A 25,065-nucleotide genomic window follows, 5' to 3' on the forward strand; every position below is an offset into this window, starting at 1 on the left:
GGCGATCAGTAGGCATTGGGGTGGACGAAGCCGACGAACAGGGTCAGGACCAGGATGCGCAGATCGAACCACAACGACCAGTTGTCGATGTAGAAGAGGTCGTGCTTGACGCGCAGTCGAATCTGCTCGGGCGAACGGATCTCGCCGCGCAAACCGTTGACCTGGGCCCATCCGGTGATGCCCGGCTTGACCCTGTGGCGGCCCAGATAGTCATCGATCATCCGCTCAAACGCTTCGTTGTGCTGGGTGGCATGGGGCCGCGGCCCGACCAGGGACATGTCGCCCTTTAGAACGTTCCACAGTTGCGGCAGTTCGTCGAGGCTGGTGCGCCGCAGGAATCGGCCCAGTGGCGTGACGCGCGGATCGTCGACCCGCGCCTGGGGGCCGCCGGTCGGCGCCGCTGCCGTCGCCTGCATGGTGCGGAACTTGTAGACCACAAAGCGGTTATCGTTGAAGCCGTAGCGGTACTGGCGAAACAGCGCCGGCCCGCGGCTGGTCAGGCGCACGGCAATGGCGATGACCAGCAGCAAGGGCGACAGAGCAACCAGCAGCAGCAGGGACAGCAACCGGTCCTCCATGGCCTTTACGATGACGTCCCAGCCCGATAGCGGACGGTCGAGAACCCGCAGCATGGGAATACCGGCGATGGTCTCCAGCCCGCTGGCCGGCATGTCGAAGGCAAGGGACTCCGGCGACCATTTGACATTGACCGGCAAGGTGCGCAAGCGGCTGACCAGGTCCAGCACACGGCGATCATCGCGCCACGGCAGGGCGATCACCACATCGTCAATATGCCGGCCGCGGGCGAAGGCCGGCAGCGCGTCGGTGGTGCCGGTCACCGGCAGACCTTCCACCGTATCGGGCGCCGTCTCCGCGGGCATGGCGAACACGCCGGCAATGGTGATCTCGTCGGCGCCATACGTGCGGAACTGACGAATGACGGCCCGGGCGTCGGCGCCGGCGCCGACCACCACCACCGTTCGCCGCAGGACACCACGACGACGTGCCCGCATGGTGCGGATGGCGACGGCGGCACGCAGCAGCAGCAGACCGCCCAGTGCGGTGGCGAACCACAGGATCATCCAGCTACGGGAGAAGCCGGCAGAGGTCTTGGTGAAGAAGGCGAGCGCCAGAAGCACGGCCACCACGCCGACCCATGCCAGGGCCAGACGCGGCAACTGGAAGGTGAGGCTGGCCAGCCGGTCCGGCTCATAGACCCGGCTCATGTGGAACAGTTGCAGGGCGATAATGCAGCCGCCGGCGATCGCCGCCAGGTAATGACCGGGCAGGTCCAGCGATTCGTGACGCAGGACATAGGAAACCACCGCGGTGATCGCGACGATGGCAATATCGCCAAGCCGCAGGAGGCCCTGGGTCAGGACCTGGCGTTCCTGCAGAAATCGGGTACTGGCTCTCATGCGACTATGTCGTCCGTGTCCGCGCGGCCCCAACGTCCGGCGTGACCGCAGCATACGAGGCCGCATCGCATCTGGCGACTGGTTCACACAGGCGCCGCCATCTGGGCGGCGGCACGATAGTCAGATGACTCAGCCGGCCGGCCGGTGCAGCCACCATGCGCCTTCGTTGATGGAGTAAAGCGGCCGGTAGTGGCGAATGACATCGGCCGTCACCACCTGGCCGATCTGGTTGTCCAGAATGAGTCTCTCGCCGTTCAGGTCCAGCAGCAGAACCGCATGGGCGATGTTCAGGTTCATATCCTGAAGGACGACGATGCGCATGGCCGACGGATCGAAGCCGAGCGCCCGCAGGCTCATATATTTGGCGATGGCATAGTCCTCGCAATCGCCTTCGCGGCGGAGGAACTGGCCTGGCGAGGCCCAGTAGTCCGGCATCCCCCAGTTAACCGGATCGATGATGTAGTCGGCCCGGTTCATGTGGGTATTGATGCGCTCCACCTGCTGGCGTGGCGGCAGGCCGGCGGTCTCCGCCAGAAAGGCCTGCCAGTCCGCCATCTGACATTGACCGGAGGCCGACGCGGCGCACGGCTGGCCGGCGGTGGCCTGTTCCTCAAGCGCGCGGCTGACGGCCGAGAGCCACTTGGTAAAGGGCGTCAGATTGGTGGAACGCACCTCGACGGACTGGAAGAAGCTGCCGACCGGCGCGGCGCGGGCGGCGCCCGGCCATGCGCCGGCGAGGGTCACCAGGACAAGTGGCGCAAACAAAGCAAGGACGGGGCGGCGGCTCATGATGCGGCTCCGGATTGACGGCGTGCCGGCGACATTGGTGGCCGGCGGCGGGGCAAAGCCTGCGCCAGCGCGGTTAAGCCAGGGTTAAGGGTCGGTTGCTAGAACAGGGTTAACGCCAGTCCATGTCCGCCATACCACCTGTGCCGGAGCCGTCATGACCGCCAGCAGCGATGCGATACCCCCTCTGCCGTCCGCCGCCGCAAGCCAGTACGCGGCGGGGCCGGCGGCAAGGCGGGCGGCCTGGCGCGGCCGGGCGGCGGCCATGGCGGCGCTGCTGCTGGTGGTGCTGGGTGGGGCGCTGGCCGCCCTGTTCGTCTTCAATCTGGTGGCGGCGGAGCGGGAACGCGATCTTCGACAGTGGCAAACCCGCCTCAACATCGTCGCCGACAGCCGCGTGACGGCGGTCGGCGGGTGGCTCGAGCGACAGTATCAGGCGCTCGGCGCGCTGGCCGACAATGCTTCGTTGCAAATCTACGCGACGGAGTTGTGGTCGGCCGGCCGCGGCAGCGGCGGCGTGACCGACGCGGCCGGTCAGGCGGATTATCTGCGAAACCTGCTGACCGCGGCGGCGGCGCAGTCGGGATTCACCGGTCCGGTGCTTGGCGCCGACGTGCGCGCCAATGTGCGGCGCAGCGCCGTTGCGGGCATTGCCCTGCTGGACCTGGATGGCGGACTGCTGGCGATGAGCCAGGCGATGCCGCCGCTCAGTGGGCGGCTGCAGGCCTTTATCACCGACGCCCCGCGCGGCGAGCGGGCGCTGCTGGACCTGCATATCGGGCCGGGCGGACGCCCGTCGATTGCCCTGCTGGTGCCGGTCTTCGCCATTCAGGGCCAGGCCGACGCGGCCAGCCAGGTGGCCGTCCTGCTGGCGGTTCGCGAGGCGGACGGGTTGTGGCAGGAACTGGTGCAGCCGGGCCGCATCGAGCAGAGCGGCGAGAGCCTGCTGGTCCGTCAGGTCGGCGCCCGGCTTGACTATCTGTCCCCCCGTCTTGATGGCGCCGCTCCGCTTGAGCGCAGCCTCGATGCGGCAACCGCCAACCTGGCATCAGCCATGGCGATCGGCCGCGAGGGCGGCTTCGTCGAGGGACGGGACTATCGTGGCGAGGCGGTACTGGCGACCAGCCGGCGGGTCGCCCAGACCCCATGGTTCGTGGTGGAGAAGGTGGACCGGCAGGAGGCGCTGGGTGACAGCGAGAGCCAGGCGCGACGGCTGGCGACGATTCTGCTGCTGGGCATCGCCCTGGCGGCGGTGGCAGTGATGGCCGCCTGGCGCCACGGCAGTTCGCTGCGGGCGGCCACGGCGGCGGCGGCCTATCGCGATGCCGCCACCCGCCTGGCGGAGAACCGGGATTTTCTGCGTCTGCTGACCGACAGTCAGCCAAACGCCATCGCCATCGTCGGGCCGGATGACCGCTATAGCTTCGCCAACCGCCGTCTGGCGGAAGAGGCGGGGGTTGAGGCGGCCGACGTGGTGGGCAAGTCGGTGGCCAGCGTGTTTGGCGCGGCCACCGCCGACCCGGTGATGGAGGGCGTGCGCCAGGCCCGCCACGAGAACCGCGTGGTGACCCGCCTGTCCGAGCGCAGCGGCACACGTGCCGATGGCGCGGTCCGCACCGTACAGTCGCAATTCATACCCCTGCCGGGCCAGAGCGATCTGGCCGGTATTCTGGTAGTGGACGAAGACATCAGCCAGGCGATCAGCGTACAGGCCGAGCGCGAGCGCCAGTTGCGCGGGCTGGTGGATACGCTGTTGTCGGTGGTGGATCGCCGTGACCCCTTTGCCCAGCACCATTCCGCCCGGGTGGCGCGTCTGGCGGCGGCGGTCAGCGCGGAGATGGGTCTCGACCCGGCCACCCAGCGTGTAGCAGAGACCGCTGGCGGGCTGATGAATCTCGGCAAGATCACGGTGCCGGCGGAAATCCTGGCCAAGAGTGAGCCACTCACCAATCGCGAACTGGAGACGGTGCGTGAAAGCCTGCAACTGTCAGCCGAGTTGCTGGCCGGTATCGCGTTCGAGGGGCCGGTGGTCGAGACCTTGCGTCAGGTGCAGGAGCGGGTGGACGGCCGCGGTCAGCCCGAGGGCCGGCTGGGCGACCAGATTCTGGTGACCGCCCGCATTCTGGCCACGGTCAATGCTCTGGTGGGGCTGACCTCGCCACGGGCCCACCGCGCACCCATGAGTATTGATGCGGCGCTGGATGCGCTGATGGAGGAGACCGGCACGCGATTTGACCGGCGTGTGGTGGCGGCGCTGATCAGCTATCTGGAAAATCACGGCGGCCGCGCCGTTCTTGAAGCCGACCGGCCGCGCCGCCCCTAAGGCTGAGCGGCTGAGCGGGCACGCCGCCGGTTGGGCGGCGAGGGCGGTGAGGGCGGTGAGGGCGAAATCGCCCCGCCTGGCAGAGCGTGATATAAGGCCGGGGCGTGTCGGGCGGCTATCGTCCGGCAGGCGTGCCCGAAGGTCCAGGCAACAGGCGCCGGAGCGTCCGCCATGCTGAAGTGGCTCACTGGCCGCGCCAGACACCAGACCTCGCCGGCCGATGGGCCGGACAATCGCCGGCCGCACCCGCCGGCGCGCCTGCTATCGCGCCTACCGGCACGTGTACCGGCGGGCTGTCGTGTCTACGCCATCGGCGATATTCATGGCCGGCGCGATCTGCTGAACCAGTTGCATCAGGCGATCACCGCCGACGCCGCCACCGCGCCGGCCCGCCGCATACTGATCCATCTGGGCGATCTGGTGGACCGCGGTCCCGACAGCCGCGGTGTGATTGACAGCCTGTTGCGGCCGCTCGCCGGATTCGAAACGGTCAACCTCAAGGGCAATCACGAGGATCTTCTGCTGCGCTTTCTTGACGATCCGGCCATGGGGGCCATGTGGCTGGCCAATGGCGGACGCGAGACCCTGTTGAGCTACGGCGTGACGGCGAGCGGCACGGAGGACGCCGCCGGCCTGCTTCGTTGTCAGCTTGCCTTTCGCGAACGGTTGTCGACGCCACACCTGTCATTCCTGCGCCAGCTGGCGATCAGTCACAGTGAAGGCGACTATCATTTCGTCCATGCGGGGGTTCGGCCGGGGGTGCCGCTGGACGCCCAGTCGGACGATGACGCGCTGTGGATCCGCCAGGCATTCCTGTCGAGCGATGTGGATTTCGGCCGCATCGTCGTGCACGGCCACTCCGTGACGCCGACACCGGACGTGCACCACAACCGCATCGGCATTGACACCGGCGCCTACGCCACCGGCACCCTCACCGCCCTGGTGCTGGAAGGTGCGGAGCGGCGCTTTCTGGCCACCGGCGACATGCGGTCATGAGCCATGGGGCCGATGGTTTCGCGAGCGCTGATTTGACCGACGGCGCCACCGTCTGGCCGTGGCTGTTCGCCGACGACGGGATGGCGGCACCAGACAGGGTGCCTGACCTGGCGACCGCCCGCCGCGCCGCCGGCCGGCTGGCCCGGCTGACGGCGCCGGCCTTTGCCGCCGACCGAGTGGCGGGTCTGGCGCGGCGCCTGGCCACCCCTTTGCTGGATGAATCGGCGGTGCGCCACAGTCGCATGCTGTGCAGCCTGGCCCGGGCGGAGCAGGCGCGCTGGCTTGGCCGCATCGCCGGAGACGGGCTCAGCGTGGTGGTGCTGAAGGGCTTCGCCAATGCCCATACGCTTTACAGAGAGTCGCCAGAGGCGCGGTGTTTCGGCGACATTGACCTGTTGGTGCGGCCGGCCGAGCGGGACCGGCTGATTGGTCTGCTGGCGGAGGCCGGCTTTACCTTCCGGCCGCCACCGGCCAAGCCCTGGGGCTTTCTGTCCACCGCCAGCTATGTGCCCCTGGCCGATGCGGCGAGTCTGGCGGAAGTGGATGTGCATGTGGCGCCCGACTGTTTTCCGGCCTATCGCGGACTCGATACGGCGGCGGTGTTCGATGGGGCGCGGCCCTGTGTGGTCGACGGACCGGAGGGTCCGGTGTCGTTCCTGGCGCCCGATGACGGTCACGCCTTCCTGCTGGCGGCAACCAATGCCGCCAAAGACAAGTTCGGCCCCTATGCCACGATCAAGCTGCTGGACGGCTGGCGCCTGCGCCGTCGCCTGACGCGGGCGCAGGCGAGCGATGTGGTGGCCCGCGCCCGGCGCGGCGGGTTCAGCCGGCCGCTCAAGGTATTCAACAGCTTGCTGGACCGTCTGGCCGGGACCGTCGGCGAGGATCATGACCGGTTGCCGCGGGCGCGTCTGATGGCGCCGGCCGCCGCCTGTTTCAACGCGGTAGCCGCGGACCATGCGGGCTTTGCCACGACCATGCCCGCCGCCGCCGGCCGGCTGGCGCGCGAGGCTTTGCTGGGATGTGAGCCAGCGGCGCTGGTGCGGATCAGCCTGGCCCGTCTGGCCGGCCTGGTGCGCCGGCCCGACGGGCGGCCGCCACCGGCCAGACAGGCCGCCCGCCCGTCGCCCCCATCGGCCCAGGGGGCGGTGCATGAGCCGACGCAGCGCGAGGCCGGATCATGACCGCGCGCGATATCCGCATGGCGCTGACGTCGCCGCGCCGTCCGGCGCCGGCGCCGGAACGGGCGCGGCCGGAACGGGCGAGGGTTGATGCGGGGTCGAGCGTTGTCCTGAACGGGCTGGCGTTCTTTGCGCCGCTGCTGGTCTTCGCCGAGATCAATCTGGTCGGTCGGCTGTTCATCACCGAGTTGCTGCTGTTGGCGGCGCTGCCGGTGCTGCTCCTTACCCGTGGCGCGATGTTGGCGCGCGGCAGTGCGGTGACGGTCATTGTCCTGTTGCTGTTGTGGTTCGCCGGTCAGGTGGCGACGGACATCGCCCGCCAGACTCCGTTTCTCGATTACAGTCGGGGCTGGGCCAAGATCGGTTTTACGACGCTCAACTTCATGGCGTTGTATCTGGTTCTGACCGGCAGTCGTCAGCGCATCCGTCTGTTTGTTCTGGGCCTCGCACTCGGCGGTCTTCTGGTATTTTTCACCTCAACCGTCGAAGCCGCGTTCAGCGATCCGTGGAAGTTCATCATCGGCCTGCCGGTGACCTGGCTGGTGGTTCTGGTGGCTCAGACCGCGTGGGCACGGCGCTTCTGGCCGATGCCGGTGGTGTTGATGGGGATGGTTGGCACATACAGCATGCTGATGGGCAGCCGGGCGCTGGCCGGTGTAACGCTGATGGCGGCTGTCTTTGTGATGCTACAGAACATCGCGTCACTGCGGCGCAGCAGCGGCGGGCGCGCCTTGTCGCCATTGCGTATCGCGCTTTTCCTTGCCTTTGGCCTGGTCGCCTCATGGGGGTTGCTGACCGCCTATGAGACATCGGCGGCGCGCGGCTGGCTCGGCACCGACGCACAGGAGAAACTGTTCTGGCAGAAATCGAGCGAGTACGGCCTGCTGCTGGGCGGTCGCAGCGAGATCCTGGTGTCGCTGGAGGCGATCGGCGATTCGCCGCTGCTGGGCCACGGCTCGTGGGCCAAGAACGTCTATTACGCCGCACAGCTTCAGGATATCCAGAGTCCGGGGTCAGCCGCCGCTTTCCTGGTGTCGGACACGGATCTGATTCCCACCCACTCGCACCTGTTCGGCGCCTGGGTCGAGGCCGGGATTCTGGGCGTTCCCATCTGGCTGTTCGCCCTGTGGCTGGTGGTCCGCGCCTTGAGTAATGTGATGACATTGCGTGAACCGATTGTGCCGCTTGTTGCACTCTTCGGCTTCATGCTGTTGTGGGACATTATCTTCTCGCCGTTCGGCGCGGATCGGCGGATCGTTTTTCCGTTTGTCATGGTCGTCCTGCTGATGGCCGGCGACCGATTGCGCCGGCCGCAGGTGCAAGGTGCCGAGGCGTATGCGCCCGCCCGCCGCTCGCGCATCGCCGCCGCCCGCCTGCATCATGGTTGAATGATGCGGGTTTCCATTGTCACCGTGTCCTTCAACCAGCAGCCATATCTGGAGCGCGCCTTGCGATCCGTGCTGGAACAGGATCATGACGATATCGAATATATCGTGGTGGATCCGGGCTCCAGCGATGGCAGTCGCGAGGTGATCGCGAGCTTCGGCGATCGCATCGACCGGGTGATTCTGGACCCGGACGACGGGCCGGCGGACGGGCTGAATCACGGCTTCGCGCAGGCCACCGGTGAAATACTCGCTTACCTCAATGCCGACGATGTTCTGCTGCCCGGCGCCGTGCGTCAGGCGGTGGCGGTATTCAGCGCGGAGCCGCAGAGCGACGTCGTGGTCGGTCATGGCTGGCTGGTGGACCACGACGAGGCCCCGGTGCGGCGCTTTCGTTCCGCCCGCTTCAGCCTGTGGCGCTATGCCCATGGCGCGGCCGTGGTCATGCAGCAGGCGACCTTCTTTCGTCGCAGCATCTTTCTGGCGGCCGGCGGGTTCAACCCGGCCAACCGGACCAGTTGGGACGCTGAGCTGCTGGTGCGCATGGCGCTGGCCGGCGGGCGGGTGCGGACGGTGGACCGCACCTGGGCGTTGTTCCGCCTGCATGGCCAGTCGATCACCGGCAGCGGTCGCCTGAGCGAGGCCTATGCCGCCGACCACCGGCGCTATCAGCACATGATTCTGGGGCGTGATCGCCGCTGGTATGATCGGCCGGCGGCGCTTGTGGCCAGGATATGGCGCTGGCTGCTGGACCCGGTTGGCCTGATGCTGAAGCTGCGCGATGCGGTGGTCGGTTTGCCGGGAAGCCTCACGTGACGTCACCGAAAAGCCCGCCGGACGAAGTCAGGCTGCGTCTCGCCTTCATCATCCAGCATCCCATCCACTACCACGCGCCGTTGTGGCGGGCGGTGGCGGCGGACCCAGACATAGACAGCATCGTGCACTACATGCAGCGGGCGTGGAGCGAGTCCGGCTATGACCCGGAAGTGGCGCGGGTGGTGGATTGGGGCGTGCCGATGCTGGAGGGCTATCGCTGGCGGGTGTGGCGCAACATCAGCCCCATGCGAAATGGCGTCGGCTTCTGGAAGTTCATCAATCCAGGCCTGATCTGGCATGTTCTGACCGGCCCGTATGATGCGGTCTATGTGCATGGCTGTAATCACTTCAGCCATGTGATGGCGATGCTGGCCGGCCGGTTGTCCGGCAAGCGCGTGATTTTCCGCACCGACACCTACAATCTGGGCGAACGGTCTGTCTGGCGCGCGCTGCTGCGGGAGCTTTCCTATGCTTTGATCCTGCGGCTGCCCAGCGTGTGTCTTGTGGTCGGTCATCACAACCGGCGTTTCTATGCCAGCGCCGGTGTGGCCGACGGGCAGATGGTGTATGCGCCGCAGGTGGTGGACAATGACTATTTCACCGCTGCCGCCCGGCGCCTGGTGCCGCAAAGAGACGCGCTGAAGGCCGGGTTCGCCATCGCGCCGGAGAGCAAGATTCTGCTGTGGTCCGCCAAGTTCCAGGCCAAGAAACAGCCGTTGCTTCTGCTCGACGCTTTTGCCCGCACCACGGCGGCCGGGCCCTGGACCCTGCTGATGGCCGGTGATGGCGAGTTGCTGGAGGCGGCCAAGGCGCGGGCCGTGACGCTGGGTATCCAGGACAGGGTCGTGTTCACCGGCTTCCTTGACCAGCAGCGTATCGTCGAGGCCTATGCGGTGGCGGACCTGTTCGTTCTGCCCTCCGGCTGGCAGGAGACATGGGGGCTGGTGGTCAATGAAGCCATGAACTTTTCTCTGCCTGTGGTGGTCAGCGACCGGGTGGGCGCCGCGCCGGACCTGGTGGCGGGGCGGGCCGGGCTGGTGTTCCGTCACGACGACGGGGACGACCTTGTGGCCAAGCTGGAGCAGATGATGGGGGATGCGGCGCTGCGCCGACGCTTTGCCGAGAGCGGCCGCAAGACCATCGAGGCCTGGAGTGTGCCGGCCTATGTGGCGGGCCTGCGCCGCGCCCTTGGCCTTGGCCGCAGCAGGCTGGACCCGTGACGGCGCGGTCCATGAGCGTGACCGCTCACGGCTGGTCGGCCAGTCGGCTACTGAGCATGGTGGTGCTGGCCGCGGGCCTCGCCTTCTGTGTGGTGCGGCTGTTCCTGGGCTATGGCTACGATATCGACACCTATCTGATGCTGGGCAGCTGGCAGACCATGCTGGGCGACGGCGCCTATGCGGCGTCGCGCTTTCAGGGCAGCCCGGTTGCGGAGTTTGCTCTTGGCTTTGCCGCCACGCTGGGCGGATCGCTTCTGGCTAACGCCCTGGTCCTTGCCTGCGCGCTTGTGGCGCTGGCTTTTGCAGCGAAGCTCGCCGTCCATTTCGGCGTCACCGACCGATGGCTGCTGCTGGCCTTCATCCTGTCGAACGGCTATGTGCTGGTGGCCGCGTCCACCTCCGTGGACTATATGATCGCGCTGGCGCCGTTTGTCGCCGGGCTCTACTTCCTGCTGCGCCAGCGACCGCTGGTGGCCATTACCCTGCTGGCCATCGCCGCCGGCGCGCGCCTGCCCTTCCTGCTGTTCGGCCTGAGTATGATCGTCCTGGTGCTGTCCAGCCGGCGCGACGCGGACGGCGCCATGCCGGCCAGCCGGTTGGTGGAGACCGTCGCCGCCTTCATCTTCATCAGCGGGCTGTTCTATCTGCCGGTGTGGATCAGTCATGGCCTGCGCTTCGACTGGCTTACGGCCGCCACCCCTGACTTCCAGGGGCTGGCGGGCCTTGTCGCCCGTTTCGTCTACAAGCTGGTCTACCTGTTCGGGCCGCTGGGCGCAGTACTCGGCGGCGTGGCGCTGCTGGTGGAGTGGCGGCGGCGGACGCCGCCGGCGGACAGCCCGCAGCGCGCGCTTGGCCTGCGGCTCTGCCTGGCGATCATCGCCCTGCATCTGGTGATGTTCGCGCGCATTCCGGTGGAGGTCAGCTATCTGGTGGCGGCCGTGCCGTTCATTGCCATGGCGCTGTTGCTGCTGGGGTTGCGCCGCACGGTCATGGTCCTGATTGCCGCCCAGGTCTTTGCCAACGTGGTGCGCATCGAGATGCTGGACATCAGCCACCTGCATGACGAGCCCTGTGCGCCGGTGATCGCCACGGGCGCGCATGTGCGACCCCATCTGGAGGCCGGCCTGCTGGTTCGCGAGCTGCGCGACCTGGCGCAGCAGGGGCAGTGTCACATTGCCCGTATGCCGGCGCCATTTGACGACCACCGGGCGCCACTGCCCCTGCCGCCCGTGCCGCCCCTGCCGTCGGGGCAGGTCGCGCCATGACAGCCGGCGGCGGTCGCGTGGGCGACTATGTGCGGGCGCTGCGGCCGCACCAGGCGGCAAAGAACGTCCTCGTCTTCGCGCCGCTGGTGGCTGGCCATGTTGTCGGCGCCGCAGCCATCGCCCAGACCGTGGCTGTCTTTATGGGGCTCAGCCTGTGCGCCTTCGGGTCCTATCTGATCAACGACATTCTCGACCGACCCTATGATCGCAAGCACCCCACCAAGCGACACCGGCCGATTGCCAGCGGACGGGTGCCGGTGGCTGGCGCCGGTCTGCTGGCGGCGGGTCTGATCGGTGGCGGGCTGGCGATCGCCGCCTTCGTGGGCCAGCAGGCGCTGCTGCTTGTGGTCGCCTATCTGGCGCTGTCGGCAGCCTATTCCCTGATCCTTAAGCGCAAGACCTTCATTGACGTGGTGACCCTGGCCTGTCTCTACACGGTGCGGGTCCTGATCGGCTCGGCGGCGGCGGAGATTCCCGTATCGCAATGGTTCATCATCTTCTCCATCTTCTTCTTCATGGCCCTGGCCATCATCAAGCGCCAACGCGAGATCGCCCGGGTGGATGATGCCGGCCACAAGCAGGCCGATGGCCGCAACTATTTCGCGGAGGACCGTGCGGTGCTGTCGGCGCTTGCGGCGGCGAGCGGTTTCGCCGCCGTGGTGGTGTTCGCGCTTTATCTCAGCAGCGCCGAGGTGGCGGCAAGCTATAGCCGGCCGGAACTGCTGTGGGGGTTGTGCCCGGTCATCATCTATTGGCTGGGCCGTATGCTGCTGCTGGCCAATCGCGGCCACATCCATGACGACCCGGTGGTCTTTGCCCTGACCGACCGGGTCAGCCTGGCCACCGGAGCCCTGTTCATGGCCATTGTCATCTGGGCGGTCTAGGTATGCGCCTGTCGGGCTGGGGCCGCTTTCCCGCAATCGATACCCGACTGGTGACGGCGCGCAGCCGCCAGCAGATGCGGGACCTGATCAACGGCGGCGCAAGCCTGATTGCCCGCGGCCTGGGCCGCGCCTATGGCGACGCGGCGCTCAACCGTCAGTGCTGCCTGTCGCTGAAGGGGATGAACCGCTTTTTGCAGTTCGATGCGGCGGCCGGGCGGCTTACCTGTGAAGCCGGCGTGACTCTGGCGGAGGTGCTGCGCCACTTCGTGCCACGCGGCTGGTTTCCAGCGGTGGTGCCGGGAACCAAGCAGGTCACCATCGGCGGCATGGTGGCGGCGGACATCCACGGCAAGAACCACCACATCAACGGCACGTTCGGCCGCTCGGTGGAGAGCCTGGAGCTGATGCAGGCCGATGGCGCGATCATCACCTGCAGCCGGCAGACCAATCAGGCGCTGTTCGCCGCCACCCTCGGCGGCATGGGTCTGACCGGCGTGATCGTCTCGGTGACCTTTCGCCTGCGGCCTGTGGCGACGGCTTATCTGTGGGAAGAAACCCAGGCCGCATCAGGCCTGGCCGAAACCATGAGGGTGATCGAACAGGCCAGCCAGCGGCCCTATGTGGTGGCCTGGATCGATGGCCTGTCGTCCGCTCTGGCGGATGGTCGGGCACTGGTCATCACGGCCGAACACGCCAGCCCCGAGACCTTGCCGCCGGCGCTGGCGGCCGCGCCGCTTGAGCCACATGGCGAGCGCACGGTCTCCGTTCCGCCGCTGGCGCCGGCGGTGGCCCGCAGCCGGACTTTGATGCGTCTGGCCAACCGGCGTTATCATGGGCGCCGGAGCCATGGCGGTCGGGGCGAACGTGGCCGGCCCAGGCTGACTCATTATGATCCGTATTTCTTTCCCCTCGACGGCATACACAACTGGAATTGTCTCTATGGCCGTCAGGGCTTCGTCCAGTACCAGTGCGTCATACCGTTCGCCGCCAGCCGCGCCGCATTGGCCGGGATGTCCGAGAGCCTGGCCGGGAGCGGTGTCGCCACCACCCTGGCGGTGCTCAAGCTGATGGGCCCTGTGGGCGACGGCCTGCTGTCCTTCCCCCTTGCCGGCTATACCCTGGCCATGGACTTTCCGCTGTCCGACCGGCTTGGCCCGGCATTGGCCCGGCTGGACCAGATGGTCATGGCCCATGGTGGCCGCGTCTATCTGGCGAAGGACGCCTGCAGCAGTCATGAGGTTGTGGCGCGCGGCTATCCGCACCTGGCGGCGTTCACGGACCTGCGCAAGGCAACAGGCGCGGGCAGAGTCTTCACCTCTCTCCTGTCAGAGCGGCTCAGCCTGTGAGCGACGACACCAGGACGGTTCTTGTGCTGGGCGCCACATCCGACATCGCCCGCGCCGTGGCGCTGCGCTACGCCGCCGCCGGCTGGCGGTTGCAGCTGGCGGCGCGCGATGACGCGGCGCTGGCGCGCGAGTGCCGTGATCTGACCCTGCGCCACGGCCGGCCGGTGGAGTCCTATCTGCTGGACGTGGTTGACCCGGCATCGGTCAGCGCGCTGCTGGCCCGCCTGACGCGGTTGCCCGATGTCGTGGTCTGCGCCATCGGCCGGCTGGGCGACCAGCGGCAGAGCGAGACGGACGGGGCCGAGTTGGCCCTGACGGTGGCGGCCAACTATGTAGGCCCGGCCCAGGTGCTGGGGGCGCTGGCCGAACAGTTCGTAGCGCGCGGCTCCGGCACGCTGGTGGCTATCTCGTCGGTGGCCGGCGAGCGTGGCCGCGCCGCCAATTACAGCTATGGCTCGGCCAAGGCGGGGCTGACGGCGTGGCTGTCGGGGCTGCGCAACCGGCTGGCCCTGGCCGGCAGTCCGGTGCGGGTGGTGACGGTGATTCTGGGCTATGCGCAGACACCCATGACCGAGGGCATGGACCTGCCGGGCTGGCTGGTCTCCAGCCCGGAAGCCGTGGCCGGGCGTGTGGTCCGGGCGGTGGAGAGAGGCCAGGACGTTATCTATGTGAGCCGCAAATGGCGTCTCATCATGGCCATCATCCGGCTGATTCCCGAACGCGTCTTCAAACGATTGAGGCTTTAGGCGTGCGGCGTCCGGTCGTCGGTTGGCGACGGGCCATAGATCGTGTCGCCTATACGGAACAGGCTTTCCATCACGGGCGTGACGGCGTGCAGGTCGAACGGCGACGGTGATCCGCCGGCCAACGCCGCCAGATGGGCCCGATAGATGGCCAGATGGGGCATGGCGCGGCGCTCGATTCCGCCGCGTCGCGGACGCAGACGCTGGCCGACGAAGCCGGCGAAACGGCCAAGCGCCGCCGCCGCATCATCCAGCGGGTTAGCCCTGGCGGGCAGGACGCGGAAGCCTTCCGGAAAGAAATCAAGCCGCACCGCGGTGTGGGAAAACTCCAGGACGATGGCGCTTTCCTGCGCCGTCGCCGACAGGTCGAGATCGTAGCTGAGCGTGGCGCCGCCAGCAGTCTCTGCCAGGCCAGCCGTATGCACCACGGCTGGCATGTGGCCGCCCTGTCGGTTGACCACTCGCGCGCCGTGCGTCCTGGTGATTGGTCCGGCGCAGACCAGGGCGATGTCGAGAAAGTGGATGGCCAGTTCCATCAGGAGGGTGCGCCGTCGCTTTTCATCCCGTGACCAGCGGGCCGGTTCACCGGCAACGCGGCCGGAATGGAACAGGACACGGGCGCTGACCAGCGGGCCGGTGTCATGGTCGTTAAGGAAGCGCCACAGGCGCAGGACGTTGGGCCGCAGGCGGTAGTTGTGAATCAGGCTGATCCGATGATCGCCGGCCACTCTGGTGAGATCGGTCAGGGTCGCCGCCGTGGCGGCAACCGGCTTTTCCATGATGAAGGACAGGGCGCCTTTGGCTGCCAGGTCACGCACATTGGCGAGATGGGCGAACTCCGGCGTGGCGATGACGCCGAGTGCGCCGGCCGCCATCTCTGCCGGCATATGGGACAGTGCAGCGAACAGGGCCGGCATTGCCGCTTGCGGGTGCAGGGCGGCCAGACGGTCGGCGACCTGCCGGGCGCGGGCGGATGAGGGGTCTACTACGGCGATGACCTGCACGGCCTTGCCAAGGGCGGCGATGGCCGGCAGGTGCATTTCCTCGACGATGCGCCCGGCGCCCACCAGGATCACCGGCACGGGCGCGTCGCCGGGCGTGGTGTCCTGAACGCTGATATCCCCTGGGACGCCAAGCCGGGCCAGGGCCTGCGCCCGCTGCCGGAGGGCCGATGCACTGTCAGCGGGCGGCGCCGGATCACGCGGCAGAGCGAGGGCCCGGGCCAGGGCCGGGCGCCACTGCCCGGTTGGTTGGGAACCGGTCGCCTGCCAAACCGCCGCATGATCCAGACGGGACGGATCGAAGGCCCACATACGGGTGATTTTGTAGGGCAGGTCGCGTCCCTTGCCGACGGCGCGCAGTATCAGCTCCAGCGGCCAGGCGGCAGCCAGCAGAACCCACGCCGGCAAGGCCAGCCGGCGGTGTGCGCGACCGGTCATCTGGTCATAGGCGGCGGTGAAGTCGCGCTTGGTCGGCGGCGGGCCGGACAGCACGTCGAAGGTGCGGGTAGTGCCCGGCGTGGTGGGCCTCGCCAGCAGGGCCAGCGTGCCCTGGATCAGATCCTCCAGGGTGACGAACGGGACGCCGCCACCGCCGCGCCCGGTGATGACCGCCAGCCCCAGCGGCAACACCACCGCTGTGCCGGCCAGCGGGCCGGGCATGTCGGTATCGAACACCAGCCCGGGTCGCAGAATATCCAGGGCCATGGCGGCTAGCCCGTCCTGACGGGCGAAAGCGCGCACGGCTTGCTCTTGCAGCACTTTGGATTCGGCATAGGCACCACGGGCCGCCGGCCGCGGCTCCAGCCGCGTTTCCCCATAGCGGCCATCCGGCCCGGGCCGACCGGGATAAACACTCATGGAGCTGATATGAATGAAGCGCGCGACGTCTTTTGCTTTCGCCGCGGCCAGCAGCTGACGCGCGCCGTCCACCGCAACCCGGTTGATGGCGTTGCGATCACCGTCGGTGCCGGTGGCCAGATGAATGACGGCGTCGAGGCCGTCCGGCAGGTCGGCAGCGCTGATGTCGAGAATGTCGCGCGGCAGGATCGTCACATCCGGCGGCAGGCCGGCCAGCGGCCGTCGGGTCAGCGCCGTCACCTGGTGGCCGGCGGCGACAGCGGCGCGGACGGTGGCGCGCCCGATGAACCCGCCGGCGCCGGTAATGAGAATATGCATGGTCTGCTCGATCGCCTCGGTCGGAGAGCTCAGTCCCGATGGTCCTGGCCGTTCGCCAGATCATGATAAAGCGCCGCCAGGGCCTGGCCGTGTGCGGCGAAGGAGTAGGTCTTGCGGGCCATAGCGTTGCCGCGGCGGGACAGTTCCACAAGGGCCGGGCGATTGTCCATGAGGCGGGTGATGGCGTCGGCGATGGCGCGGGGCTCCGCCGTTACCACCAGCCCGGACTGGTCGGCCTGAAGATCTGCCGCAATACCGGTATCCGGCGAGACCAGGACCGGCGTCCCGGCAATCATACCCTCGACCGGAGCAATGCCGAAGCACTCGAACGACGATGGCAGACACAGCAGGTCGGTGGCGGCAAGAAAACGGGTTTTGGCGTCGCCCTGGAGAAAGCCGGCCCAGGTGATGCTGTCGGCCACACCCTGTCGCGCCGCCTGCGCCCGCAGGCGTGTTTCCAGGCTGGCCGGGCCGCTGCCGGCGACAGTCAGGCGAACGCGCCGGCGACGCGGCATGTCCAGCAGGGCCATGGCGGCAATCAGGCGGTCCACATTTTTCTTGGGATGCAGGCGGCCCAGATAGCCGAGGGCCAGCGGCGCGTCGGGCGACGGGTCGAAGGCGCGGTGGACCGGGTCTTTTGTCTGCGGCGCCTGATCGTCGAACACCGGGTGGGGAAGAACCATGGCGGCGCCTGCGGCCCCGCGGCCCGGATGGCTCCAGTGTCGTTCGAGCGCGCTGGAGTAGATGATCGCCGTCATCTGTCGGCGGTAGCGGCCGGCCAGATAGCGCTTGATCGCTGTCTTGAGGGGCCGCGCCAGGCCGCCGCCCTGACTGATGTCGAAACGCGTCAGTCCCTCGTGCGGCGACAGAACAATCGGCCGGCCGGTGGTACGCGCGGCGGCCAGGCCCGCCACCGTCCCATGAGTCCACGCCCCCTCTGCATGGACCACGTCATAACCGGCGGCATGGGCGTGAAGCCAGCGGGCCAGGGCTGGCGACAGGCCGTAGCGATGGGCCGGTCCGGCGGGCCATGACAGCCGGGGAAAGGTTTCAAGAGTGACGCCATCGCTGGTCAGGCGCTGCTGTTCATCCGGCGCCAGGCCGCCGGTGTGGTCGGCGGGAAAGACCAGATGAACCGCGAGACCGGTACGGGCCACCGCGCGGGCGGAGTCGAGAGTGGCCCGCGGCGCGCCGCCAAACCCGGCATCAAGGCCACCGGCGACCCGCAGTATCTTCACGCCGGTCGTCCCGGGCGGTCTGGCCCCGTGTTTTCTGGGCCCGTGCTTTCTGGTAGGGGCCGGCGGGCGAGGACGAAGGTCGAGGCCGGATCGCTGCGCCGGTCGGCCGTCGCCAGGCGCTGCAGGATGCGCCGGCTTTGCCAGCGGTAGAGGCCGGTGGAGAAGAGATCGAAATGCCGCCAGCCGAGGCGGCGAAGAACCGACTGGCCAACCCGCGCCAGGGCATAGACATAGTGATAACCACGCCAGAACCGGCTGTGCTGTGGCAGGTGACGGTCAATGGTAAAGCCGGCGGCAGTCAGCAGGGCGTCCAGGCCCGGCCCCGTATAGTGCCGGAAATGGCCGATGAGCCGCTCATAGTCCGGCCAGTAGTAGGTCCCGGGCACGGTCAGCAGCAACCAGCCGCCGGGGCGCACGATGCGCCACAGTTCGCCAATCGCCTGCCGGTCGTCTTTGATGTGTTCCACCACTTCGGTGCAGACCACCAGATCGAATGCGCCATCATCGGCCGGCAGGGCGGGAAAGCCGCCCTGAATGAAGCGGCTGGCCGGACGCCGGCCATTGAGACGGCGGGCCGCTTCCAGAGTGGCCGGAGCGTATTCGATGCCGGTGAAGTCGGCCCCTGGCGGCAGGTAGCGGGCCAGCATGCCCAGGCCGGCGCCGATGTCCGCCATGCGGAACGGACGCTCGCCAAACAGATCGTCCATGACCCGGCGGATGGCGCCATAGCGCCAGGCGTTGCGCACATCGGCGGCATATTTGACCGCATCCTCCTCGGTAAAGAAGGAGTCGTAGAAATCACCATGGCCGGCGCTGTCGGTCAGATCCTGGCGGCCGCGCTTGGCAAGGCGCAACAGCAGGAGATCGAGCCGGTCGAGCAGACCGGGCGCGGGATGGGGTGAGGTCCGAGCCATAGGCGCTTGTGGCGATTTGTGGCAGAACGGTCAAGCGGCAGGTGCGGGCCGGGCGGCGCCACTGACCGAATCGCAGGCCGGCGGGCGCGCCTGCGCCGTGGAACCACAGGAGCCGGAGCGCCATGGCGCAGCAGGGGATAGCGGAGGCAGGCGGCGACAAGCGTGGACCGGACGGTGGCGCCCCCGCGCCTTTGTCGGTGCTGATCCCGACCCGCGATGAAATCCGCAATATCGCCGATTGCCTTGATTCAGTGGCGTTCGCAGCCGAGCGGATCGTCTTTGATTCCGGCTCCAGCGACGGCACTCTGGAGGTGGCGCGGGACAAGGGCGCGCGGATCGAGAGCCGGGTGTTCGATGTTTTCTCACGGCACAAGAACTGGGCGCTGGATCACCTGGACTTCGCCCATGACTGGATCTTGATCCTCGATGCGGACGAGCGGGTGACGCCGGCCCTGGCCGATGAAATCCGCCGGACCATCGCCCGCCCCGATGCGGCGGACGGCTATGCCATCGCCCGCAAGAACCTGTTTCAGGGTGTGTGGATCCGCCATGCCGGCATGTATCCCGACTGGCAGTTGCGGCTCTTCCGCCGCGGCCGGGCGCGCTATGAGGACCGCATCGTCCATGAGCACATGATGGTCGAGGGCCGCACCGATCAATTGCGCGAGCCCATGATCCACCACGACTATAAGGGCATTGAGCGCTATTTCGAGCGGCACAACAGCTATACCAGTCTGGAGGCGGTGGAGGCCTTTCGCCTGATGCACGGTCTGGCCGGCGCCGACCACGCCCATCTGGCCCACCTGAACGCCACCGGCGATGCCGCCCCGGCCCGCCGCCGCCGGCTCAAGAGCTTCGCCTATCGTTATGTGCCGTGCCGCAGCCTGGCAGTGTTCCTGTATATGTATGTCTGGCGACTGGGTTTCCTCGATGGCCGGCGCGGTTTTCGCTATTGCCTGATCCGCGCCTTTCACGAGTATCAGTTGAGCCTCAAGCTGGACGAGTTGCGCGACCCGCAATCGCCCATGAGACGCAAATACGCCCGCTGGATCACCCGCGATGACTGACCGAATGAACCATAGCGAAGCGTTGGTGGCCCGTTTGGCCGGTGCTGTGGTGCTGGTGGTCGGCGATCTCATTCTTGACCGCTTTGTTGACGGCCGTGTTGACCGCCTGTCGTCGGAGGCGCCGATCCCGGTGCTGGTGGAAGGGGCGGAGCGGCGGATGCCCGGTGGTGCGGGCAATGTGGCCCGCAACCTGGCGGCGCTGGGGGCGACGGTGCGGATTACCGGCGTTGTCGGGGAGGACGCGGACGGCGAGGTGCTGAAAAAGGCGTTGCATGAGGCAGCCGGCGACGGCGCCCGGCCGGTGAGCGACGCGGCGCGGACCACCACCGGCAAGACGCGCTTCGTTGCCGGCGGCCAGCAACTGCTGCGGGTGGACCGGGAGGACAAGCGCCCGATTGCCGGCCCGGTGCAGGCGTCGCTGATCGCCGCCATCGGCGATCTGGCCCCGGGGGCCGGCGCGGTTGTGCTGTCGGACTATGGCAATGGCGTCCTGACGCCGGCGGTGATTGCCGCGGCGCGTGAGGCGGCGCGGGCGGCAGGTGTACCGCTGGTGGTTGATCCCAAGGGGCGCGACTTCACGCGCTATGGCGGGGCCGATCTGGTGACCCCCAACCGGGCGCAACTGCATGATGCCAGCGGTATGGCAACCGACAGTCAGGCCGAGGTGGTGGCGGCGGCGACGGCGTTGCGCGAGGCGGCCGGCGTCGGCGCGGTGCTGGCCACGCTGGGCGGTGACGGCATGGTGCTGGTGGCGGGTGATCGCTCGTCCGGCGCGCCGCATGTAAGCGCCTGGCCGGCTGAGGCGCGGGAGGTGTTCGATGTCTCCGGCGCCGGCGACACGGTGGTGGCGGCGCTGGCCGCCGGGCTGGCCGCAGGGGTCGAGCTGGAGACGGCCATTGGCCTGGCCAACACCGCCGCCGGGCTGGTGGTGGCCAAGGTCGGCACGGCGGTGGTGCGGCCGGACGAGCTGATCGCCGGACTGACCGGTGGCCCCGGCCGGCCGGCCGGGGCGGCATCGGCCGACAAGGTGCTGGCGGCCGACGCCCTGGTCGAGCGGGTTGAGCGCTGGCGGCGGCAGGGCCTGCGCGTCGCCTTTACCAATGGCTGCTTCGACCTGATCCATCCGGGCCACGTGTCGGTCCTGGCCCAGGCTCGGGCGGCGGCCGACCGGCTGATTGTCGGGCTTAACACCGACGCTTCCGTGCGTCGCCTCAAGGGCGCCGGCCGGCCGCTGCAGGAGGAAGGCGCGCGGGCGCAGGTGCTGGCCGCCTTCGCCGATGTGGATGCGGTGGGACTGTTCGACGAGGACACGCCGGTGGCGTTGATCGAGCGGTTGCGGCCGGACGTGCTGGTCAAGGGCGCCGACTATCGCCCGGAGGACGTGCCGGGCCGTGAGGAAGTGGAATCGTGGGGCGGCCGCCTGCTCCTGGTGGCCATCGAGCCGGGCTTTTCCACCACCGGCCTGGCCCGCAAGGCGAGCGGCCTTACCCGCACGGAAACAAGCGCCTAGCCCGCGTCAGCGACGTCTCTGCCACAAACCCATGCAGCACACCATCCGATGCGAATGGGGCATGGCCGCGCTGCGGGCGCATGGCGGGTGGGCCGATGTGGTCATCGTCATTGACGCCTTGCGCTTTACCTCTCTTGTGTCGCTGGCGGTGAGCCGCGGCGCGGAGGTGGTGCCGTGGCCGGAACCGGTATGGCCGAGCGAAGCGGAGGTGGCGGCATGGCCGGCCGCGACCGATGGGGCGGGACGCACGGCGGTGCTGCTGCGCCGTGATGGCGTCTCTTCGTTGCAGATGGTGCGCACGATCGAGCCCGGCGTACGGTTTGTTCAGGCGTCCGACAATGGCGCGCCGCTGGCGACGCAAACCGGAAATACGCCGACCCTCGCCGGGGCGTTCCGTAATGCGGTGGCGACCGCCGCCGCGGCGATGCGCGGCTGCAAGCGGATCCTGGTGGTACCGGCCGGCGAGCGCTGGCCCGACGGCACGTTGCGGCCGGCGCTGGAGGACTGGCTGGCGGCCGGCGCCATCATCAGCGCCATGGGCGGCGACCGTTCCGCCGAAGCGCAGGCGGCGGCGGAGGCCTTCGCCGCCGCGCGCGGTGATCTGCACGAGCGGTTGCTGCGCACGGCCTCAGGTCAGGAGCTGGCGGGTGGCGGCGACGGCGATGATGTGGCGACAGCGGCGGAGCTGGACGCCGACACTTGCGCCGCGCTGCTGCGCAACGGCGCGTTCGTGGCGGCCTAGGCCGGGCGCGGCCCCGCCGCCCGCCGCCCGGCGCCGGCATCGGCCGGCGGCTCGCCGGCAAAGGGCTCGCGGCCGGTGATGGTCAGGCCATAGCCCTCGATGCCGCGATAGCGCGCCGGGCTGTTGGTCAGGATGCGGATGGTCTTGAGGCCGATATCGCCCAGAATCTGGGCGCCGGTGCCGAAGCGCCGGCTGTCCGCCGCCTGACGGGTCTCCGCCTCGCCGGACTGGTCGTAGAGACGGCGACGGTCGAGGCCAAGGCCCCAGCCCTCCGCACCGCGCAGATAGAGAAAGACGCCGCGCCCCTCGCGGCCGATACGTTCCAGCGCCAGGTCCACCAGATTGGCGCCGCCCGGACGCAGGCTGCCGAACACATCGTCCATGACGCTGGCGGAGTGGACTCGCACCAGCACGTCGGGCGCATCGCCGGCGCCGCGCGCGGTCACATCACCCATAACCAGGGCCAGATGCTCCGTATCGTCCACCAGCGAGCGATAGACCGAAGCGCGAAAAGCGCCGTGGCGGGTATCGAGGGTGTCTTCGCGGACCAGGGTCACCAGTCGCTCCGTGCGACGGCGATAGGCCACCAGATCGGCGATGGAGATGAGATGCAGGCCATGGGCGCGGGCGAAAACCTTAAGCTCCGGCAGACGCATCATGCTCCCGTCGTCATTAATGATCTCGCAGATAGCGCCGGCCGGTTTAAGGCCGGCGAGCCGCGCCAGATCCACCGTCGCCTCGGTGTGGCCGGCGCGCACCAGAACGCCGCCGTCGCGCGCGCGCAGCGGAAAGATGTGGCCGGGACGGGCGAAGTCGCCGGCCTCTGGCGGGCGGTTGCCCACCGCGTCGGCCAGGGCCTGGATGGTCAGCGCGCGGTCGGCGGCGGAGATGCCGGTGGTGGTGCCATGGCGATAATCCACCGACACCGTAAAGGCGGTGCGCAGATGCTCCGTATTATCGGCCACCATCTGCGGCAGGCTGAGCTGGTCAATGCGCTCGCCGGGCAGGGGCGAACAGATGACGCCGGCGGTGTGGCGCACCATGAAGGCGATTTTCTCCGCCGTCACCATCTCGGCAGCGATGATGAGGTCGCCTTCGTTCTCGCGGGTCTCGTCATCCACCACCACGAGAAACTCACCCCGGGCAAAAGCGGCGATGGCGTCTTCTATGGCGGCGAAGTCAGAGCTGGTCGCAGAGGGCGGGGTCGCGCGGTCGGCCATGGGTCGTATCCGTAATCGGGGTCCACTTGCGGGGCGGCGACCCTAGCACGGGTCGGTGGCGGAGTCTTTTTCCGGCGGCGCGGCCGGCCCACCCAGTTCCTCGCTAAGTCGGCGCCAGCGGGCCGCCGCCAGACGGGCAAAGCGAAGGGTGAGGGCCTTGCGGCGGGCGCTGGCCAGGGGCTGTTCCGGCGCCTCGCGGATGATGGCCGCGGAGAAGGCGTCGGCGATGATCAGGCCGGTTGAGTCCGGCAGCAGGGCGCGGGGGAAGTCCTCGGCCACGGCGAAATAGAAGACGTCGCACCAGTCCTGATACTCCGGCCATTTATTGTCGCTGCGGAAATCGGCCGGACCCGACTTGATCTCGGCGATGAGAACCCGGCCCTTGCGGTCGATGGCCAGCACATCGGCCCGGCGGCCGCCCTTGAGCGGCACCTCGGTCAGGGACTCCGCACCCAGGTCGGCGAACAGGCGGCCGACCCCGCGGGCCAGGCGGCGGGCCAGCAGATCGCCGGCCTGGCCGGTGGCCGTGCTGGCCGGGGCTTGCGCGGAGTCCGGGGCGGAGCCGGCAGGGCCTGGGGTGGCGTTTGAGGCAGGGGGAGCGGGGCATGGGGAGCGGGGCATGGGGCGTCCGGTGGCTGAATCGGCAGAGTGACGCGGCGGCGGGCCGGCCCGGGCAGGCCAAAGTAGGCAGTCCAGGCCGGCCAGCCGGATAATTTGGCGGCCCGCCACAAGCGCCATAGTATCATGGCTGTGCGGCATTGCCGGCCGGGTGTAGTTTGTGTGGCCCGGACGCCCGGCAGCAGGCAGGAGCTTTGTCATGGCTGAAACGGAAGACGGTATAGAATCACCCGCTCACGAGGCGCCGCCGCCCGGCGCCGCGCTGAGCCGGCGCGCCGCGCTGGCCCGCCTCGGGCTGGCCGCGGCGGGCGCCTATGTGGCGCCGACAGTCCTCAGGGTTGACCAGAGCGCGCACGCGCGGCGTGTGGTGCCATCGCCCTGTCCACCACCGGACGGCAATCCGTTCAACAATCCGCCGCACTGCCCGCCGTGACGGGGGCTGGAGGGCGATGACCGGCTTTGACCTCACCGGTCGCGTCGCCATCGTCACCGGCTCCGGCCGTGGCCTGGGCAAGGCCATGGCGCAGGGTCTGATGGAGGCCGGCGCAAAGCTTACCGTGTGCGCGCGCACCGCCGAGCAAGTGCAGGCCACCGCCGCGGCGTTCCGCGCGGCCGGCGGCGACGTGCTGGAGGTGGTGTTCGACGCCACCCGGCGCGACGATTGCCGGCGCCTGGTGGCGGACACCGTTGCGCACTACGGCCGGCTCGACGTGATGCTGGCCAATCACGGCGGCGGCGCCAATCAGAGCGCCATCGACACCGACGACGAAACCTGGCGGCGGGTGATCGACCAAAACCTCAACAGCGCCTTCATGGTGTGCCAGGAAGCGGCGCGGCAGATGATTCGCCAGGGAACCGGCGGCTCCATCATTGTCACATCGTCCACATCGAGTATTCGCAGCTTTGCCGGTCTGATGGCCTATGGCGCGGCCAAGGGCGGGGTAGACCAGATGGTGCGGCAGATGGCCGACGAGTGGGGGCCGCACGGCATTCGCGTCAATGCGCTCAACCCCGGCTACACCACTCACCGGCGGCGCGGTTATGATCCGCAGTCGGAAGGGGTAAAGGCGGAGAACCGCCACACGCCACTCGGTCGCAGCGGCCGGCCGGAGGAGTTTGCCGGTCCGGCCGTGTTTCTGGCGTCGGACGCATCGTCCTACATCACCGGCCACAGCCTGATCATCGACGGCGGCTACGCGGTCCGCTAGTCGGACGG

At 68.5% G+C, this 25,065-nt stretch carries 22 protein-coding genes; 15 read left to right on the forward strand and 7 right to left on the reverse strand.

What is annotated here, in order from left to right; translation table 11 throughout:
- Window positions 1-5: 5 nt before the first annotated feature.
- Both RIE31_08815 and RIE31_08820 read right to left on the reverse strand, forming a co-directional pair.
- Window positions 6-1,418, reverse strand: a complete 1,413-nt coding sequence (locus tag RIE31_08815; protein MEQ8640690.1) for an undecaprenyl-phosphate glucose phosphotransferase — start codon at window positions 1,416-1,418, stop codon at window positions 6-8.
- A gap of 129 nt (window positions 1,419-1,547) precedes the next feature.
- On the reverse strand, window positions 1,548-2,207 hold the full coding sequence (locus RIE31_08820; protein MEQ8640691.1) for a transglutaminase-like cysteine peptidase: 660 nt from the start codon (window positions 2,205-2,207) through the stop codon (window positions 1,548-1,550).
- A gap of 154 nt (window positions 2,208-2,361) precedes the next feature.
- Between RIE31_08820 and RIE31_08825 the strand changes: the two genes are divergently transcribed.
- From RIE31_08825 to RIE31_08870, 10 genes are all read left to right on the forward strand, one after another.
- Window positions 2,362-4,527, forward strand: coding sequence for a PAS domain-containing protein (locus RIE31_08825; GenBank protein ID MEQ8640692.1), 2,166 nt, complete (start codon window positions 2,362-2,364; stop codon window positions 4,525-4,527).
- A 171-nt stretch (window positions 4,528-4,698) separates the two neighbouring features.
- Window positions 4,699-5,523, forward strand: a complete 825-nt coding sequence (locus RIE31_08830; protein ID MEQ8640693.1) for a metallophosphoesterase — start codon at window positions 4,699-4,701, stop codon at window positions 5,521-5,523.
- Entirely contained in the window at window positions 5,520-6,707 is a 1,188-nt protein-coding gene (locus tag RIE31_08835; GenBank protein MEQ8640694.1) for a nucleotidyltransferase family protein, read from the forward strand. The genes RIE31_08830 and RIE31_08835 overlap by 4 nt, the downstream gene beginning before the upstream one ends.
- The gene (locus tag RIE31_08840) at window positions 6,704-8,092 is read left to right on the forward strand and encodes a hypothetical protein (protein MEQ8640695.1); all 1,389 of its coding nucleotides are present in this window, start codon (window positions 6,704-6,706) and stop codon (window positions 8,090-8,092) included. The genes RIE31_08835 and RIE31_08840 overlap by 4 nt, the downstream gene beginning before the upstream one ends.
- Window positions 8,093-8,905 carry a glycosyltransferase family 2 protein gene (locus RIE31_08845; GenBank protein MEQ8640696.1) on the forward strand — a complete coding sequence of 271 codons (813 nt, stop codon included), beginning with the start codon at window positions 8,093-8,095 and terminating at the stop codon, window positions 8,903-8,905. It abuts the gene before it with no gap.
- Complete coding sequence (locus RIE31_08850; protein MEQ8640697.1) at window positions 8,902-10,125, forward strand: glycosyltransferase family 4 protein; 1,224 nt, start codon at window positions 8,902-8,904, stop codon at window positions 10,123-10,125. The genes RIE31_08845 and RIE31_08850 overlap by 4 nt, the downstream gene beginning before the upstream one ends.
- An 11-nt stretch (window positions 10,126-10,136) precedes the next feature.
- Window positions 10,137-11,390, forward strand: coding sequence for a hypothetical protein (locus tag RIE31_08855; GenBank protein ID MEQ8640698.1), 1,254 nt, complete (start codon window positions 10,137-10,139; stop codon window positions 11,388-11,390).
- Window positions 11,387-12,274: a UbiA family prenyltransferase gene (locus tag RIE31_08860; protein MEQ8640699.1), complete on the forward strand. Its 888-nt coding sequence runs from the start codon at window positions 11,387-11,389 to the stop codon at window positions 12,272-12,274. The genes RIE31_08855 and RIE31_08860 overlap by 4 nt, the downstream gene beginning before the upstream one ends.
- 2 nt (window positions 12,275-12,276) lie before the next feature.
- Window positions 12,277-13,620: an FAD-binding oxidoreductase gene (locus tag RIE31_08865; GenBank protein MEQ8640700.1), complete on the forward strand. Its 1,344-nt coding sequence runs from the start codon at window positions 12,277-12,279 to the stop codon at window positions 13,618-13,620.
- Window positions 13,617-14,366: an SDR family oxidoreductase gene (locus RIE31_08870; protein MEQ8640701.1), complete on the forward strand. Its 750-nt coding sequence runs from the start codon at window positions 13,617-13,619 to the stop codon at window positions 14,364-14,366. Before RIE31_08865 ends, RIE31_08870 begins: the two co-directional genes overlap by 4 nt.
- On the opposite strand, the gene RIE31_08875 is transcribed toward RIE31_08870, so the two are convergent.
- The 3 genes from RIE31_08875 to RIE31_08885 are packed head-to-tail and all read right to left on the reverse strand — an operon-like array spanning window position 14,363 to window position 18,692.
- Window positions 14,363-16,540, reverse strand: coding sequence for an NAD-dependent epimerase/dehydratase family protein (locus RIE31_08875; GenBank protein ID MEQ8640702.1), 2,178 nt, complete (start codon window positions 16,538-16,540; stop codon window positions 14,363-14,365). The two genes, RIE31_08870 and RIE31_08875, sit on opposite strands and share 4 nt — an antisense overlap.
- A gap of 29 nt (window positions 16,541-16,569) precedes the next feature.
- Entirely contained in the window at window positions 16,570-17,778 is a 1,209-nt protein-coding gene (locus tag RIE31_08880; GenBank protein MEQ8640703.1) for a glycosyltransferase, read from the reverse strand.
- The gene (locus tag RIE31_08885; protein MEQ8640704.1) at window positions 17,775-18,692 is read right to left on the reverse strand and encodes a class I SAM-dependent methyltransferase; all 918 of its coding nucleotides are present in this window, start codon (window positions 18,690-18,692) and stop codon (window positions 17,775-17,777) included. The genes RIE31_08880 and RIE31_08885 overlap by 4 nt, the downstream gene beginning before the upstream one ends.
- 122 nt (window positions 18,693-18,814) lie before the next feature.
- Here RIE31_08885 and RIE31_08890 point away from each other — a divergent pair, with 122 nt between their 5' ends.
- Genes RIE31_08890 through RIE31_08900 form a run of 3 tightly spaced genes read left to right on the forward strand, consistent with a single transcriptional unit; the run spans window position 18,815 to window position 22,011 of the window.
- On the forward strand, window positions 18,815-19,759 hold the full coding sequence (locus RIE31_08890) for a glycosyltransferase family 2 protein (GenBank protein MEQ8640705.1): 945 nt from the start codon (window positions 18,815-18,817) through the stop codon (window positions 19,757-19,759).
- Window positions 19,752-21,269: a D-glycero-beta-D-manno-heptose 1-phosphate adenylyltransferase gene (gene rfaE2 / locus RIE31_08895; GenBank protein ID MEQ8640706.1), complete on the forward strand. Its 1,518-nt coding sequence runs from the start codon at window positions 19,752-19,754 to the stop codon at window positions 21,267-21,269. Before RIE31_08890 ends, rfaE2 begins: the two co-directional genes overlap by 8 nt.
- A 31-nt stretch (window positions 21,270-21,300) precedes the next feature.
- Window positions 21,301-22,011: a 2-phosphosulfolactate phosphatase gene (locus tag RIE31_08900; GenBank protein MEQ8640707.1), complete on the forward strand. Its 711-nt coding sequence runs from the start codon at window positions 21,301-21,303 to the stop codon at window positions 22,009-22,011.
- Here RIE31_08900 and ribB read toward each other — a convergent pair.
- Both ribB and RIE31_08910 read right to left on the reverse strand, forming a co-directional pair.
- Window positions 22,008-23,231, reverse strand: a complete 1,224-nt coding sequence (gene ribB / locus RIE31_08905) for a 3,4-dihydroxy-2-butanone-4-phosphate synthase (protein ID MEQ8640708.1) — start codon at window positions 23,229-23,231, stop codon at window positions 22,008-22,010. The genes RIE31_08900 and ribB overlap by 4 nt on opposite strands.
- 42 nt (window positions 23,232-23,273) lie before the next feature.
- Complete coding sequence (locus RIE31_08910) at window positions 23,274-23,852, reverse strand: MmcB family DNA repair protein (GenBank protein ID MEQ8640709.1); 579 nt, start codon at window positions 23,850-23,852, stop codon at window positions 23,274-23,276.
- Window positions 23,853-24,048: 196 nt separating this feature from the next.
- Between RIE31_08910 and RIE31_08915 the strand changes: the two genes are divergently transcribed.
- Together RIE31_08915 and RIE31_08920 are read left to right on the forward strand one after the other, a co-directional pair.
- The gene (locus RIE31_08915) at window positions 24,049-24,282 is read left to right on the forward strand and encodes a hypothetical protein (protein ID MEQ8640710.1); all 234 of its coding nucleotides are present in this window, start codon (window positions 24,049-24,051) and stop codon (window positions 24,280-24,282) included.
- A gap of 16 nt (window positions 24,283-24,298) precedes the next feature.
- Entirely contained in the window at window positions 24,299-25,057 is a 759-nt protein-coding gene (locus tag RIE31_08920; protein ID MEQ8640711.1) for an SDR family oxidoreductase, read from the forward strand.
- Window positions 25,058-25,065 lie beyond the last annotated feature (8 nt).

The organism is Alphaproteobacteria bacterium (genome assembly GCA_040218575.1).
Lineage (GTDB): Bacteria > Pseudomonadota > Alphaproteobacteria > JAVJRE01 > JAVJRE01 > JAVJRE01.

Bases quoted from the DNA above. Each gene is read 5' to 3' on its own strand.
- RIE31_08815 (MEQ8640690.1), bottom strand. From the start codon at position 1,418: ATGAGAGCCAGTACCCGATTTCTGCAGGAACGCCAGGTCCTGACCCAG.
- RIE31_08820 (MEQ8640691.1), bottom strand. From the start codon at position 2,207: ATGAGCCGCCGCCCCGTCCTTGCTTTGTTTGCGCCACTTGTCCTGGTG.
- RIE31_08825 (MEQ8640692.1), top strand. From the start codon at position 2,362: ATGACCGCCAGCAGCGATGCGATACCCCCTCTGCCGTCCGCCGCCGCA.
- RIE31_08830 (MEQ8640693.1), top strand. From the start codon at position 4,699: ATGCTGAAGTGGCTCACTGGCCGCGCCAGACACCAGACCTCGCCGGCC.
- RIE31_08835 (MEQ8640694.1), top strand. From the start codon at position 5,520: ATGAGCCATGGGGCCGATGGTTTCGCGAGCGCTGATTTGACCGACGGC.
- RIE31_08840 (MEQ8640695.1), top strand. From the start codon at position 6,704: ATGACCGCGCGCGATATCCGCATGGCGCTGACGTCGCCGCGCCGTCCG.
- RIE31_08845 (MEQ8640696.1), top strand. From the start codon at position 8,093: ATGATGCGGGTTTCCATTGTCACCGTGTCCTTCAACCAGCAGCCATAT.
- RIE31_08855 (MEQ8640698.1), top strand. From the start codon at position 10,137: ATGAGCGTGACCGCTCACGGCTGGTCGGCCAGTCGGCTACTGAGCATG.
- RIE31_08860 (MEQ8640699.1), top strand. From the start codon at position 11,387: ATGACAGCCGGCGGCGGTCGCGTGGGCGACTATGTGCGGGCGCTGCGG.
- RIE31_08865 (MEQ8640700.1), top strand. From the start codon at position 12,277: ATGCGCCTGTCGGGCTGGGGCCGCTTTCCCGCAATCGATACCCGACTG.
- RIE31_08875 (MEQ8640702.1), bottom strand. From the start codon at position 16,540: ATGCATATTCTCATTACCGGCGCCGGCGGGTTCATCGGGCGCGCCACC.
- RIE31_08885 (MEQ8640704.1), bottom strand. From the start codon at position 18,692: ATGGCTCGGACCTCACCCCATCCCGCGCCCGGTCTGCTCGACCGGCTC.
- RIE31_08890 (MEQ8640705.1), top strand. From the start codon at position 18,815: ATGGCGCAGCAGGGGATAGCGGAGGCAGGCGGCGACAAGCGTGGACCG.
- rfaE2 (MEQ8640706.1), top strand. From the start codon at position 19,752: ATGACTGACCGAATGAACCATAGCGAAGCGTTGGTGGCCCGTTTGGCC.
- RIE31_08900 (MEQ8640707.1), top strand. From the start codon at position 21,301: ATGCAGCACACCATCCGATGCGAATGGGGCATGGCCGCGCTGCGGGCG.
- ribB (MEQ8640708.1), bottom strand. From the start codon at position 23,231: ATGGCCGACCGCGCGACCCCGCCCTCTGCGACCAGCTCTGACTTCGCC.
- RIE31_08910 (MEQ8640709.1), bottom strand. From the start codon at position 23,852: ATGCCCCGCTCCCCATGCCCCGCTCCCCCTGCCTCAAACGCCACCCCA.
- RIE31_08915 (MEQ8640710.1), top strand. From the start codon at position 24,049: ATGGCTGAAACGGAAGACGGTATAGAATCACCCGCTCACGAGGCGCCG.
- RIE31_08920 (MEQ8640711.1), top strand. From the start codon at position 24,299: ATGACCGGCTTTGACCTCACCGGTCGCGTCGCCATCGTCACCGGCTCC.